The 14,270-nt window shown below is 64.9% G+C and carries 14 protein-coding genes; 12 read left to right on the plus strand and 2 right to left on the minus strand.

Going from position 1 to position 14,270, the window contains the following annotated elements:
• Positions 1–5: 5 nt before the first annotated feature.
• Positions 6–800, minus strand: coding sequence for a sulfate adenylyltransferase subunit CysD (gene cysD, locus ACVINW_RS15530; RefSeq protein ID WP_456752105.1), 795 nt, complete (start codon positions 798–800; stop codon positions 6–8).
• A 247-nt stretch (positions 801–1,047) separates the two neighbouring features.
• On the opposite strand from cysD, the gene cysG reads away from it, so the two are divergent.
• The 12 genes from cysG to ACVINW_RS15590 all read left to right on the plus strand — a co-directional run bounded on the left by cysG (position 1,048) and on the right by ACVINW_RS15590 (position 12,541).
• Entirely contained in the window at positions 1,048–2,499 is a 1,452-nt protein-coding gene (gene cysG / locus ACVINW_RS15535) for a siroheme synthase CysG (RefSeq protein WP_456752106.1), read from the plus strand.
• Positions 2,496–2,813: a DUF2849 domain-containing protein gene (locus tag ACVINW_RS15540; protein WP_456752107.1), complete on the plus strand. Its 318-nt coding sequence runs from the start codon at positions 2,496–2,498 to the stop codon at positions 2,811–2,813. The genes cysG and ACVINW_RS15540 overlap by 4 nt, the downstream gene beginning before the upstream one ends.
• 27 nt (positions 2,814–2,840) lie before the next feature.
• Positions 2,841–4,496, plus strand: a complete 1,656-nt coding sequence (locus tag ACVINW_RS15545) for a nitrite/sulfite reductase (RefSeq protein WP_456752108.1) — start codon at positions 2,841–2,843, stop codon at positions 4,494–4,496.
• Positions 4,483–4,998, plus strand: coding sequence for a DUF934 domain-containing protein (locus ACVINW_RS15550; RefSeq protein WP_456752109.1), 516 nt, complete (start codon positions 4,483–4,485; stop codon positions 4,996–4,998). Before ACVINW_RS15545 ends, ACVINW_RS15550 begins: the two co-directional genes overlap by 14 nt.
• Positions 4,995–5,723, plus strand: a complete 729-nt coding sequence (locus ACVINW_RS15555) for a phosphoadenylyl-sulfate reductase (RefSeq protein WP_456752110.1) — start codon at positions 4,995–4,997, stop codon at positions 5,721–5,723. The genes ACVINW_RS15550 and ACVINW_RS15555 overlap by 4 nt, the downstream gene beginning before the upstream one ends.
• Before the next feature lie 199 nt (positions 5,724–5,922).
• On the plus strand, positions 5,923–6,912 hold the full coding sequence (locus ACVINW_RS15560) for a sulfate ABC transporter substrate-binding protein (protein WP_456752111.1): 990 nt from the start codon (positions 5,923–5,925) through the stop codon (positions 6,910–6,912).
• Between the two features lie 62 nt (positions 6,913–6,974).
• Positions 6,975–7,781, plus strand: a complete 807-nt coding sequence (gene cysT / locus ACVINW_RS15565; protein ID WP_456756404.1) for a sulfate ABC transporter permease subunit CysT — start codon at positions 6,975–6,977, stop codon at positions 7,779–7,781.
• Positions 7,782–7,792: 11 nt separating this feature from the next.
• Entirely contained in the window at positions 7,793–8,755 is a 963-nt protein-coding gene (cysW, locus tag ACVINW_RS15570; RefSeq protein WP_456752112.1) for a sulfate ABC transporter permease subunit CysW, read from the plus strand.
• A complete protein-coding gene (locus tag ACVINW_RS15575; RefSeq protein ID WP_456752113.1) occupies positions 8,745–9,791 on the plus strand; it encodes a sulfate/molybdate ABC transporter ATP-binding protein in 1,047 nt (348 codons plus the stop codon). Before cysW ends, ACVINW_RS15575 begins: the two co-directional genes overlap by 11 nt.
• Before the next feature lie 187 nt (positions 9,792–9,978).
• Positions 9,979–10,476 (plus strand): CAP domain-containing protein, encoded by a 498-nt coding sequence (locus ACVINW_RS15580; RefSeq protein ID WP_456752114.1) that lies wholly within the window; start codon positions 9,979–9,981, stop codon positions 10,474–10,476.
• A gap of 95 nt (positions 10,477–10,571) precedes the next feature.
• The gene (locus tag ACVINW_RS15585; RefSeq protein ID WP_456752115.1) at positions 10,572–11,753 is read left to right on the plus strand and encodes a DUF3734 domain-containing protein; all 1,182 of its coding nucleotides are present in this window, start codon (positions 10,572–10,574) and stop codon (positions 11,751–11,753) included.
• Positions 11,753–12,541, plus strand: a complete 789-nt coding sequence (locus ACVINW_RS15590) for a 3-hydroxybutyrate dehydrogenase (protein WP_092118875.1) — start codon at positions 11,753–11,755, stop codon at positions 12,539–12,541. Before ACVINW_RS15585 ends, ACVINW_RS15590 begins: the two co-directional genes overlap by 1 nt.
• Before the next feature lie 109 nt (positions 12,542–12,650).
• Here the strand turns inward: ACVINW_RS15590 and ACVINW_RS15595 are convergent, their stop codons facing one another.
• Positions 12,651–14,054, minus strand: coding sequence for an oligosaccharide flippase family protein (locus tag ACVINW_RS15595; RefSeq protein WP_456752116.1), 1,404 nt, complete (start codon positions 14,052–14,054; stop codon positions 12,651–12,653).
• Positions 14,055–14,270 lie beyond the last annotated feature (216 nt).

The following is a 14,270-nucleotide window of genomic DNA, read 5'->3' on the forward strand; positions in this document are numbered from 1 at the left end:
GTTGATCAGAGATAGCCGGCGACACGCAGCCGCTCGAACGCATCCTCGGTCTCGTGGTCGAGCGCACGGCCGGCGCGCTCCGGGATCCTGGTGGCGTCGAGTTCGGCGAGGATCTCGTCGATGTTGGACGCGGTGGAGGCGACCGGGTTGGTGATGTCCTGATCCCCCAGCGAGCGGTACCGCTTGCCGTCCTTGGCGAGATAGAGCGGGATGATCGGAATGCCTTCGCGCTTGGTGTAGGCCCAGATGTCGGCCTCGGTCCAATGCAGGATCGGATGGATACGTAGGTGCGCGCCCTGCGGCGGCGAGGCGTTGAACTGGTCCCAGAATTCCGGCGGCTGGTCGCGGACGTCCCATCCGCCTTCGGTGCCGCGCGGCGAGAACACGCGCTCCTTGGCGCGCGTTGCCTCTTCGTCGCGGCGGATGCCGGCGATCAGTCCGTCGAAGCCGTACTTATTGAGTGCGAGCTTCAGGCCCTCGGTCTTGCGTGCGGCGGAACGCGCGGCCGGCGGCAGGGTCGGGTCGACACTGTCGATCGGCGGGCAGGGCTCGACGCGCAAATCGAGGTCCCATTCCTTTCCGAAGCGGTCGCGGAACGCATACATCTCCGGAAACTTCTTGCCGGTATCAACATGCAGCGCGGGGAACGGGACGCGGCCGAAGAACGCCTTGCGCGCCAGCCAGATCATCACGTTGGAATCCTTGCCGAGCGACCACAGCAGCGCGAGCTTTTTCAGCCGGGCGAACGCCTCGCGCAGGATGTAGATGCTCTGGGCCTCGAGCTCATCGAGATGATCCATGGTCGGGGGCGCCTGGTCGGCCGAAATTCCCGGCACGGAAGATGCTTGACCAAGAGCTGCGGAACGCGTTCCGGCAGCGGCGGATTCGTTGTCGAGAAGATGCATCTCTTGGCCTTGGCCTGTGGAGTTGAAAATTCTAAAGTTGCGCTGCAATAGAGAAGAAATAATTTTCTCTTTGCTGGGCTTGATCGAGAGATAAATAGAAAATAATTTCAGTCAACCCCCAAATTGGGGAAGCGAGTGTCTGATGCGATATCTGCCGGTGTTTCTGGATCTGCAAAGCGGCAAGGTGCTGCTCGTTGGAGCGGGTGAACTGGTGCGCGCCAAGTTGCGGCTGCTCGCGGCAGCCGGCGCCGCTGTGCGTTGGTACGCGACCGACGGCGATCACGAGCTTGCCGGCATCTCGGCCGAGGACGCCGCGCGCATCGAGTGCGCCGAGGGCGATCCGCTCGCAGCCGATCTGTCCGATATCATCGCCGTGCTCTGCGCCGGCGCCGGTGACATCGGTATTGCGATGTCGGTGCGCGCCAAGGCGATTGGTCTGCCGGTGAATGTGATGGACGACCTCGTGCATTCCACCTTCATCATGCCGGCGATCGTCGATCGCGGCGATGTCGTGGTCGCGGTCGGCACCGGCGGCACGTCGCCGGTGGTGGCGCGCCGCATCCGCGAGAAGATCGAGGCGGTGCTGCCGGCGCGGATCGGCGATCTCGCCGGCTTCATCGGCCGCTTCCGTAAGGCGATGCACGCGCGCATCGAGGAGTTTCCGCTGCGTCGCCGTTTCTGGGAGCGCATTATCGACGGCCCGATCGGCGCGCTGGTGCTGGCCGGCCGCAACGACGAGGCCGAGCAGGCGCTGAACGCCATCACCGATCCCGCCGCGTTCGCCGGCGCCGATACACAAGGCAAAGCCGTCGGTCATGTGACGCTGGTTGGTGCCGGCCCCGGCGATCCGGACCTGCTCACGGTGAAGGCGCTGCGCGCGCTGCAGGACGCCGACGTGGTGTTCTATGACGAACTGGTGTCGCCTGAAATTCTCGACCGCATCCGCCGCGATGCAGCGCGGGTCCCGGTCGGCCGCCGTGTCGGCAAGCCCGGCATCGGCCAGGATGCCATCAACCGCCTGATGATCGAGGCCGCGCAGTCCGGCCAGCGCGCGGTGCGGCTGAAGGGCGGCGATCCCTTTATCTTCGGCCGCGGCGGCGAGGAGATCGAGTCGCTGCGTGAGGCCGGCGTCGCTTACGCCATTATTCCCGGTGTCTCCGCCGGTCTCGGCGCGGCCGCGCAGTTCGAGGTGCCGCTGACCTTCCGGCACGAGGCGCTGCGCATCACCTTCCTGACCGCGCACAAGGCGCGCGATGCCGAAGTCGTCGACTGGTCGGTGCTGACCGACAAGAAGATGACTGTCGTCGTTTACATGGGCATGACCGCGGCGCCCGCGATCCGCGAAGGCATGCTGGCCGCGGGCCGCTCGCCGGAGACGCCGGTCGGCGTGTTCGCGCGCGTGACCCGGGCGGACGCCAAGGCCGCGGTCGGCACGCTGGCGCGATTGCCCGAGCTCGTCAAACAGGTTGATGGCGGTCCCGCCGTGCTCATCATCGGCGACGTGGTCGCGCACTCCGCGCCGTGGAGTCGATCCAACGTCACCCAACTGTTCTCCAACCAGATGTTCTCCGAACTGCTGAAAGCTGCCGAATGACCTCTCCGCTCGAACAGAAGAAAATCAGGATCACGGGCCCCTCGGTGGTGACCGCCAACCGCACCTGGGACGGCGCGGTCGTGTACCGCACCGCCAAGCAAGGTTGGTCCACCGAACTTTCGGACTCCGCGATCGTCAGCACCTCCGACGATGCCCGCGCGCTGCTCGCCGAGGCCACCGCCGACGACGTCGGCGCGGTCGGCCCCTATATCGCGCCGGTCGAGCTCAAGGACGGCGGCAAGGTCAAGCCCGGCAACCTCCGCGAACAGATCCGCGCCAAGGGCGTCACCATCGATCTCCAGGTCCCCGCGTAAGACGCGCCCGCGTAAGGCTCATCGAACATGTATGCTTATGACGAACTCGACCGCACGCTGATCAACGAGCGTGTTTCGGAATTCCGCGACCAGGTGAAGCGCCGCCTCTCCGGCGAGCTCACCGAGGACGAATTCAAGATCCTGCGCTTGCAGAACGGCGTGTATTTGCAGCTGCACGCCTACATGTTCCGCGTCGCGATCCCCTACGGCACGCTGTCGTCGAAGCAGCTGCGCCGCTTCGCCCATGTCGCGCGCCGCTACGACCGCGGCTATGGCCATTTCACCACCCGGCAGAACATCCAGTTCAACTGGATCAAGCTCGCCGAGCTGCCGGACGCGTTGGCCGACCTCGCCGAGGTCGGCATCCATGCGATGCAGACCTCCGGCAACAACATGCGCAACGTCACCTCGGACCAGTGGGCCGGCGTCGCGCCGGGCGAGATCGAGGACCCGCGGATCTGGTCGGAATTGATCCGCCAGCACACCACGCTGCATCCGGAATTCTCGTTCCTGCCGCGCAAGTTCAAGATCGCGATCACGGCGTCCGAACATGACCGCGCCGCGATCAAGATCCACGACATTGGGCTTAGGCTGCACAAGAACGCCGACGGCGAGACCGGCTTCGAGGTGCTGGTCGGCGGCGGCCTCGGCCGCACTCCGTTCATCGCCAAGACCATCAAGCCGTTCGTTCCCGGCCGCGACATCCTGAGCTACATCGAGGCGATCCTGCGGGTCTACAACCAGTACGGCCGCCGCGACAACATCTACAAGGCGCGCATCAAGATCCTGGTGCACGAGCTCGGCATCGAGAAGTTCGCCAAGGAGGTCGACGAGGAGTGGAAGGCGATGGGCGATGTCGGGCTGACGCTCGATCATGCCGCCATCGAGGAGGTCCGCTCGCGCTTCTCCTACCCTCCTTACGAAAAGCTGCCGCACATGCCGGATGAACTGAAGCAGGCCGCGCATGATCCGCTGTTCGAGCGCTGGCGCAAGAACTCGGTCGCTGCGCACAAGGTGCAGGGCTATTCGATCGTGACGCTGTCGCTGAAGCCGGTCGGCGGCCCGCCCGGCGATGCCACCGCCGAGCAGATGGACGCGGTCGCCGACCTCGCCGACAAATATTCGTTCGGCGAGATCCGTGTCGGCCACGAGCAGAACCTGGCTCTGCCGCATGTCGCCAAGCGCGACCTGCCGGCCCTGTTCAAGGCGCTCGACCGGCTGGGGCTTGCGACGCCGAACGTCAATCTGGTCACCGACATCATCGCCTGCCCGGGGTTGGACTACTGCTCGCTGGCCAATGCGCGCTCGATCCCGATCGCGCAGGAGCTGACGCGCCGGTTTGCCAACCACGACACCGCCGACCTGATCGGTCGGCTGCACATCAACATTTCCGGCTGCATCAACGCCTGCGGCCATCACCATGTCGGCCACATCGGCATTCTCGGCGTCGAGAAGAACGGCGAGGAATTCTACCAGATTACGATCGGCGGCCGCGCCGACGAGAACGCGCAGCTGGGCACCTTGATCGGCCCGGCCGTTCCCTATGCGGAAGTCGCCGACGTGATCGAAGACATTGTCGAAGCCTATCTCGCGCTGCGCGACCGTCCCGAGGAATTGTTCGTCGATACGGTGAAGCGTCTGGGCGTCGAGCCTATCAGGGAGCGGGTCTATGCCACTCGTTAAGCAGGGAAGAATTATCACCGACCTGTTCGTCCACGTCGCCGACGGCGCCGAGCTGCCGGGCGACGGCGCGGTGCTGGTCACGGCGGAGCGCTTCCTCGCCGATCCGGAGGCGCTGCTGCGCCGCGCCGGCAAGGTCGGCGTGATCTGGCCGAACAACCGCAACCTCGACGATCTCGTGCCGCATCTCGATCGCCTCGCCTCGGTCGCGCTGGTGTTTCCGACCTTCCGCGACGGCCGCGCCTACAGCCAGGCCCGGCTGCTGCGCGAGCGCTATGGCTATGACGGCGAGCTGCGCGCGACGGGGCAGATCCTGCGCGACCAGTTCGTGTTCATGACGCGCGCCGGCTTCGACGCCTTCGAGGTGAAGAAGGATGCCGACGCGGACGCGTTCGCCGCGACCATGAAGCGCTATTCGGTGTTCTATCAGCCGACCGGCGACGGCCGCGTCACCGCGCTCAACCGCCGCATGCAGCTGCGTCACTCGGAGAGCGCCGGCCAGTGAGCACGCTTGCACCAGAGCTCGCCGTGACATCGGCCGCACTGCCGGCGGCCGATGCGCTCGATCGCGCGTTGCGTACCGCGTCGCCTGCCGAGGTGATCGCGGCCGCGCTCAAGACGGTCGGCCGCGAGCGGCTGGCGCTGGTGTCGTCATTCGGCACTGAATCCGCCGCGCTGCTCAAGGTGATGGCGGATGTCGATCCGGCGATCCCGGTGGTCTTCCTAGACACCGGCTGGCTGTTCGAGGAGACGCTGGCCTACCGCGACACGCTGATCAAGACGCTCGGCCTCACCGATGTGCGCTCGATCAAGCCCGACGAGCAGGCGCTGGTGCGCCAGGATCCGGACCGCGAGCTGTGGTTCAGCGATCCCGACGCCTGCTGCCGCATCCGCAAGGTCGAGCCGCTGGCGCGCGCGCTGAAGCCGTTCGCGGGCTGGATCAACGGCCGCAAGCGCTTCCAGGGCGGTGCCCGCGCCGACATTCCCGTGGTCGAGGACGACGGCGTCAGGCTGAAATTCAATCCGTTCGCCAACGTCTCGCGCGAGGAGATCGAGGCGATCTACACGCTCGGCAAGTTGCCGCCGCATCCTCTTGTCGCATCGGGATATCAGTCGGTCGGGTGTATGCCTTGCTCGAGCCGGGCTGCTGCCGGCGAGGACGCACGTGACGGCCGCTGGCGTGGCCGGGCCAAGACCGAGTGCGGCATCCACACGACGAAGATGTCGTAGGGCATGATCCGGCCAAGGCGCGATGACGTCTCATCGCGATTTGGCGACGCGACAAAGCCTTCGCGGTGCGGCGTCTTCGTAGCACAAGCGCGCTGCGCCGCCGAAAACAAAGAAAACCGGTTTCGTTGACTTAAAGCCACTTCACCGTGAGTTATGTCTGACGTGTTCCCTGACATTCTCAGGTTGAATGGAGACCGAAATGATCCGTCGTATGCTGCCGCTGGTTGCGGGATTGTTGTGGGCGAGCTCGGCCTTCGCGGCCGACTATTCGCTGCTCAACGTGTCCTACGATCCGACGCGCGAGCTCTATGTCGATTTCAACAAGGCGTTCGCCGCGGCCTATCAGAAGGACACCGGCAAGAGCGTCGAGATCAAGCAGTCGCATGGCGGCTCGGGCTCGCAGGCACGCTCGGTGATCGACGGATTGCAGGCCGATGTCGTGACGCTGGCGCTGGCCTATGACATCGACGCGATCGCGGGCAAGGGGCTGCTTCCGGCCGACTGGCAGAAGCGGCTGCCGCTCAACGCCTCGCCTTACACCTCGACCATCGTGTTCCTGGTGCGCAAGGGCAATCCCAAGGGCATCAAGGATTGGGACGATCTGATCAAGCCCGGCGTCGCCGTGATCACGCCGAACCCGAAGACCTCGGGCGGCGCCCGCTGGAACTATCTCGCCGCCTGGGGCTATGCGCAGAAGAAGTTCGGCTCGGCCGACAAGGCGAAGAAATTCGTCGCCGATCTCTACCAGAACGTCCCGGTGCTCGACACCGGCGCGCGCGGCTCGACCGTGACCTTTGTCGAGCGCGGCGTCGGCGACGTGCTGCTGGCATGGGAGAACGAGGCCTTCCTGGCGCTGCGCGAATTCGGCGCGGACAAGTTCGAGATCGTGGCGCCGCCGCAGTCGATCCTCGCCGAGCCGCCGGTTGCGGTGGTCGACAGCGTTGCCGACAAGAAGGGCACCCGCGCGGTTGCCGAGGCCTATCTGAAGTACTGGTACACCAAGGAAGGCCAGGAGATCGCCGCGCGCAACTCCTACCGGCCGCGCGATCCCGAGATCGCCAAGGAGTACGAAAAATCCTTCGCCAAGGTTGAACTTTTCACCATCGACGACGTTTTCGGTGGTTGGACCAAGGCGCAGAAGGAGCACTTCGCCGAGGGCGGCATCTTCGATCAGATCTACAAGAACTGATCGAGCCATTGCCCGGTTCAACAGGGGGACAAGTGAGCACAGCGGTTGCACGGCGCAGTACCCTGCCGGGGTTCGGTCTCACCATGGGACTGACCCTGACCTGGCTCTCCGTCATCATCCTGATTCCGCTGGGCGCGCTGTTCCTCAAGACGTTCGAGCTCAGCCTCGATCAGTTCTGGGCCATCATCACCAGCCGCCGCACCCTGAACGCCCTGAAGATTTCGTTCGGGCTGTCGTTTGCCGCCGCCTGCGTCAATCTGGTGATGGGCACCATCATCGTCTGGGCGCTGGTGCGCTACCGCTTTCCCGGCCGGCGGCTCTTCGATGCCATCGTCGATATTCCCTTTGCGTTGCCGACGGCGGTCGCCGGCGTCGCGCTGACGCAGCTGTTTGCACAAAAGGGCTGGCTCGGCGCGCCGCTCGCCGAGCTCGGCATCAAGGTCGCGTTCACGCCGATCGGCATCTTCATCGCCATGATCTTCATCGGCATTCCCTTCGTGGTACGTACGGTGCAGCCGGTGCTGATCGATCTCGATCCCGAGATCGAGGAAGCGGCGGCGAGTCTCGGCGCCAGCCGCTGGCACACGGTGTTTCGCGTCATCCTGCCGAGCCTGATCCCGGCGCTGCTTACCGGATTCGCGCTGGCCTTTGCCCGCGCCATCGGTGAATACGGCTCGGTGATCTTCATCGCCGGCAATCTCCCGAACGTCTCCGAGATCGCGCCGCTGTTGATCGTGATCCGGTTGTCCGAATTCCGCTACGCCGATGCCACCGCGATTGCGGTCGTGATGCTGGTGGCCTCGTTCCTGATCATCTTCCTGATCAACCGGCTGCAGCGCTGGGCGCAGGCCCGCATCCCCGTGCATTGAGGTCTTGAGCGATGTCGATGCAGACGGGATTGGTGACCTCGACGCCGCAACTGCGGACCTACGCCCCCGCGACCGACGTCAGCGTCGCAGCGCCGGCGCCGCGGCTCGAGATCACGCGCGCGACCCCAGTCACGGCCCACCGCAATCCGCGCACCGAGCCGGGCCCGATCCGCTTGATCATCATCGCGCTCGCGATCACCTTCCTCAGCATCTTCGTCGTGCTGCCGCTGGTCGTGGTGTTCGCCTCGGCCTTCTCGAAAGGCGTCGTCGCCTATGTCGCGGCGCTGGCGGAGCCTGAGGCGCTTGCCGCGATCAAGCTGACGCTCCTGATCGCCGCGATCTCGGTCACGCTCAATCTCCTGTTCGGCGTGGTCGCGGCCTGGGCGATCTCGAAATTCGAATTCACCGGCAAGACCTTCCTGATCACGCTGATCGACCTGCCGTTCTCGGTCTCGCCTGTCATCTCGGGCCTGGTCTATGTGTTGCTGTTCGGCGCGCAGGGCTATTTCGGACCGTGGCTGCAGGCCCACAACGTCCACATCCTGTTCGCGGTGCCCGGCATCGCGCTGGCGACGATCTTCGTCACCTTCCCGTTCGTGGCGCGGGCGCTGATTCCGCTGATGCAGGAGCAGGGCACCCAGGAGGAGGAAGCCGCGATCTCGCTCGGCGCGTCCGGCCTGCAGACCTTCTTCCGCGTCACGCTGCCCAACATCAAATGGGGCCTGCTCTACGGCGTCCTGCTCTGCAATGCGCGCGCGATGGGCGAGTTCGGTGCGGTGTCGGTGGTGTCGGGCCATATCCGCGGCGAGACCAACACGATGCCGCTCTTGGTCGAGATTCTCTACAACGAATATCAGTTCGTCGCGTCGTTCGCGATCGCATCGCTGCTCGCGATGCTGGCGCTGATCACGCTGGTGGCGAAAACCATTCTCGAGCGGCGACTCGACGAGGCAGAGGTGCCCGATGGCGATTGAAGTCAAGAATATCGTAAAGCGGTTCGGCAGCTTTGCCGCGCTCGACAATGTCGATCTCAAGGTCGCCGACGGCGAGCTGCTGGCGCTGCTCGGTCCGTCCGGTTCCGGCAAGACCACGTTGCTGCGGATCATCGCAGGGCTCGACTGGCCCGACTCCGGCGAGGTCGCGATCGACGGCGAGAACGCGCTGTCGCGCGGCGCCAGCGAGCGCCAGGTCGGCTTCGTGTTCCAGCACTACGCGCTGTTCCGCCACATGACGGTGTTCGAGAACGTCGCGTTCGGCCTGCGCGTGCAGCCGCGCGCGATCCGCAAGGACGAGGCGACGATCCGCGCCCGCGTCAAGAATTTGCTCGACCTGGTGCAGCTCGACTGGCTCGCCAACCGTTATCCCAGCCAATTGTCCGGCGGCCAGCGTCAGCGCATTGCGCTGGCGCGCGCGCTTGCCATCGAACCACGCATCCTGCTGCTCGACGAGCCGTTCGGCGCGCTCGATGCCAAGGTGCGCAAGGAGCTCAGGCAATGGCTGCGCTCGCTGCACAACGAGATCCACGTCACCTCGATCTTCGTCACGCACGACCAGGAGGAGGCACTCGAAGTCGCCAACCGCGTCGTGGTCATGGACAAGGGCAAGATCGAGCAGATCGGCTCGCCCGGCGACGTCTACGACAATCCGGCGACCGCCTTCGTGCACGGCTTCATCGGCGAATCCATCGTGCTGCCGGTCGATGTGGCCGGTGATGCGGTGCGGCTCGACGGCCGCCCGCTGAATATTCCGGCGCTGGGCGCCGCGTCCGGCGCGGCCAAGTTGTTCGTCCGCCGCCACGACATGGCGGTCGGCCCGGCCGGAACCGGCGTGCTGGAAGGCGCCATCCGGCATGTCCGTTCGTTCGGCCCGATCCAGCGCGCCGAGGTGGCGCTCTCGGGCAGCGAGGGCAAGACCGTGATCGAGATCGACGCCCCCCGTGACCGCGAACTGCAGGCCGGCGAAATCGTCTCGCTGCAACCCCGCCGCTACCGGATCTTTGCCGCGCAATAGTCGGGTTACGGTTTCAACCCCTGTCATTCCGGGATCGTGCGCCAGCACGAGACCCGGAATCTCGAGATTCCGGGTTCGCTTCGCGCCCCGGAATGACGGCATTTCGCAGCCAAAAGTTAGCCCCTGTTCACCATTCAGCCACGGTTGGTATGCAACAACGGCGGGCCAACTTTGGGGGTCTTCAAGAGTGAAACGGACGACGGTCGCCCTGTTCGGGCTTCTGGTGCTTGCCGGCTGCGGCACGGACACCAAAATCCCGGAAGAACCAGCCATGTATCTCAACATGGCGCAGCCCGGCGCCGTGCTGGACAGCCAGGCGGCTGCGATCATGTTTTCGCAATACCGCCAGAACAACGGCCTTGGCACCGTCGTGGTGGATCCGGAGCTGACCAGGCTCGCCGAGCAGCAGTCCCAGGCGATGGCGGCCCGCAACAAGATGGACCATGACGTCAAGGCCCCGCTCGGCAAGCGGCTGGAGGCCGGCGGCTATCCCGCAACCGTCGCGGTCGAGAACATCTCGGCCGGCTATCACACGCTGGCGGAAGCGTTTTCGGGCTGGCGCGATTCACCGCCGCACAAGGCCAATATGCTCAAGAGCGGTGTCACAAAAATGGGCATCGCTGCCGTCTATGCTCCCAACACCAAATACAAGGTGTTCTGGACGCTCATTTTGGCGGCAACCTGATTTCGATAAATTCCGCGTGATCTAACCTCTGATTGACGCGGCTGCGAACAGCCGCCACGGTGCGGCTCACGTCATTTTTGACCCAACGGTTGCGAATGGATACTTCGGATACCGCGCCGGCCTCGACGCCCGCGCAAGCGCAGCGTGTGCTGGTTCTACAGGGCGGCGGCGCGCTCGGCTCCTACCAGGCCGGCGCCTTTCAGGCGCTCTGCCATGCGGGCTTCGAGCCGGAATGGATCGCCGGCATCTCGATCGGCGCCATCAATGCCGCGATCATCGCCGGCAACGAGCCGGACAAGCGCGTGCCGAAGCTCAAGGAATTCTGGGAGATGGTGTCGGCGCCGGTGCCGTGGAATCCGGTCTCGAACCATGAGCGCGCCCGATCGCTGTTCAACGAGACCAGTGCCGCCATCATCGCGACCTTCGGCGTGCCCGGGTTCTTCACGCCGCGGATTCCGCCGGCGCCGCTATGGCCGCCCGGCAGCTCGCAATCGCTGAGCTATTACGACACCGCGCCCTTGAAGAAGACGCTGGAGCGGCTCGTCGACTTCGATCGCATCAACGATCTGAAGACGCGGCTGTCGGTCGGGGCGGTCGGCGTCACCTCGGGCAATTTCCGCTATTTCGATAATTACGAGTTCAAGAAGCTCGGCAAGACCATCGGCCCCGAGCACATCATGGCCTCGGGTGCGCTGCCGCCGGGCTTTCCCGCCGTCGTGATCGAGGGCGAGCATTACTGGGATGGCGGCATCGCCTCCAACACGCCGCTCGACTTCGTGCTCGACGAGGAGACCAGCCGCGATCTGCTGATCTTCCAGGTCGACCTGTTCAGCGCCCGCGGCCCGCTGCCGGAGACGCTGCTGGAGGCCGCCGAGCGCGAAAAGGACATCCGCTATTCCAGCCGGACGCGGATGAACACCGACAAGAACCGGCAGATCCACAACGCCCGCATGGCGGTGCGCGACCTGATCGGCAAGCTGCCGGATTACCTGAAGAACGATCCGTCGGTCGAGCTGCTGCGCAAGGCCTCCAAGGAGAACACCGTCACGGTGGTTCACCTGATCTACAAGAGCAAGAACTACGAGTCTTCGTCGAAGGACTACGACTTCTCCCATGTTGCGATGGTCGAGCACTGGGGCGCGGGCGTCCGCGACGTGCATTTGTCGATGCGTCACAAAGAATGGCTAGAACGGCCACAGTCCGGGGAAACCATGGTGACTTACGACCTCACGGGGGACGAACCCACTCCCCCGCAAGCAAATAGGAGCGACCGATAATGGGTACGTTGACAGGCAAGACCGCCGTTGTGACCGGCTCGACCAGCGGCATCGGATTGGCTTACGCGCGCGCCTTCGCCGGCGCCGGCGCCAACATCGTTCTCAACGGCATGGGCGTTCCGGCCGACATCGAGAAGGAACGCTCCGGCATCGAGACCGACTTCAAGGTCAAGGCGGCCTATTCGCCGGCCGACATGACCAAGCCGGCCGAGATCGCCGACATGATCGCGCTCGGCGAGAAGACCTTCGGCTCGGTCGACATCCTGGTCAACAATGCCGGCATCCAGTTCGTGTCGCCGATCGAGGAATTCCCGCCGGAGAAGTGGGAAGCGATCATCGCGATCAATCTGTCGTCGGCGTTCTACGGCATCCGCGCCGCGGTGCCCGGCATGAAGAAGCGCGGCTGGGGCCGCATCATCAACACGGCTTCCGCGCACTCGCTGGTCGCCTCGCCATTCAAGTCGGCCTATGTCTCGGCCAAGCACGGCATCGCCGGCCTCACCAAGACCGCGGCCCTCGAGCTCGCGCAGTTCAAGATCACCTGCAACTGTATCTCGCCGGGCTATGTCTGGACGCCGCTGGTCGAGCACCAGATCCCGGAGACCATGAAGGCGCGCAACATGACCAAGGAGCAGGTCATCAAGGACGTGCTGCTCGCGGCACAGCCGACCAAGGAGTTCGTGACTTCGGAGCAGGTCGCCGCGCTCGCGCTGTTCCTGTGCGGCGACGATGCCGCGCAGATCACCGGCGCCAATCTCTCGATCGACGGCGGCTGGACCGCGGAGTAATCGTCCGCGCGATTTGTCAGTTCAAGAAGAAGCCGGCCCTGATCGGATCAGGGCCGGCTTTTTTGAGGAAAGCCGGCCAGTTCGGCGGCGGCCAGGTCAGTCGAAAATGCTACGGTGCCGGCCGCCGTTTCCCGAACGCCAGCACATGGAGCCCGAGGCGCGAGCGCACCACGTAGAACAGCAGGATGGTCTCGAAGGTCAGCGACAGCGAGGTCGATGCCGCCGCGCCCATTCCGCCATAGCGCGGCACCAGCGCGATGCAGAGCCCGACATTCATGACGAACGAGACGGCGTAGGCGGTGGCGCAGATGCTCTGATGGCCGAGCATGTTCAACAGCCGCTCCACCGGGCCGATCGCCGAGCGCACCACGAGACCGATCGCGGCCACGAACATGATGCTGTAGCCGTCGACGAATTTCGGGCCGAACAGCCACAGCAGCGGCTTGCCGAATACGAGCAGCGCGACGGTGGCGAGCAGCGACGGCCAGAACGTCCAGCTGATCGCGTGCGCGACATAGGCCGACAGCCGATCCTTGTCGCCGAGCGCGTTGTACTCGGCGAAGCGGTGTGCCGTCGTCGCCGACATCGCGTAGTGCACGAACGATACCAGCGCCAGCGTCTTCACCACGGCGAAATAGATGCCGACTTCCTCTGACGAGCGGAACTGCTGCAGCATCAGCACGTCGGTGTAGCCGAGCAGCAGATAGAAGCTCTCGACCAGCATGATCGGCAGCGAGATCGCAAACCAGCCCCTGACGTCGTAGGTCTTCTCGCCCACCCCGTGGTGGGCGGCGAGGCGGCGGTTCAGCACGATCATCTGGCCGATCGCCGCGATGTAGACCGCCGCGGCGCTCGCGAGCATCGCCACCGTCGCGCCGAGATTGAGGCCGAGCGCCAGCGCGCCGGCGGTCAGCGCGATGATCAGTCCCTGCCGCACGATGAACTGCGGCATCAGGCCGAGCTGCATCCAGTCATGCGCGCGCGAGATGCCGTCCTGGGTGTTGGCGACCACGAAGGGCGGCAAGGTCAGGCAGCCGATATAGAGCGGCACCACCGCATTGGGATCGATCCAGGGCGAGGCGAGGTGGATCACGCCGGCGAGCAGCAGCGCCACCGTGCTGGAGGCGGCAAGCACCACCCAGCGGCCGCCGGAAAGGAAGCCGCGCAATGCGGCGAAGTCGCCGCGCGCGCGATATTCCGGGATGATCTTCTGCGAGGACGGCGCGATGCCGAAATCCATCGTGCTGCCGAGCAGCAGCACCCAGGTCCAGACATAGACATAGATGCCGTAATCCGAGCCGCTCATCCAGCGCGCCAGCAGGATCTGCGCCAGATAGGCGATGGCGGCGCTCACGACGCGGATGACGAAGATCATGCCGGCCAGGCGCTTGGTGACCGACGCCTCCTTGGTGCCGCCAAGCAGGAGCGCAACGAGTCCGCGCAGGCGTGCGGCCGAGCCCGATGGCGCAGAGGTTGCTGCAGAGGATTCGGATTGTGTCTCCATCACAGCCAAGGCGGAAAATTCCCAAAGCGCCGCAAGGCGGCAATGGGCTCCGATCTATCAACGAAACGTTAAGATTGGGTTGGGTGAGGGGCGTTCCCGTCATGCGTCATCCCGGCGAAAGCCGGGATCAATAACCACAGGGAACAGTTCGCGCGCGCAGCTCGATCCCCCGCGTGCCTCTAACTGCGGCCGCGGAGTATGGATCCCCGGCATTCGCCGGGACGA

It is taken from the genome of Bradyrhizobium sp. USDA 4461, assembly GCF_054055655.1.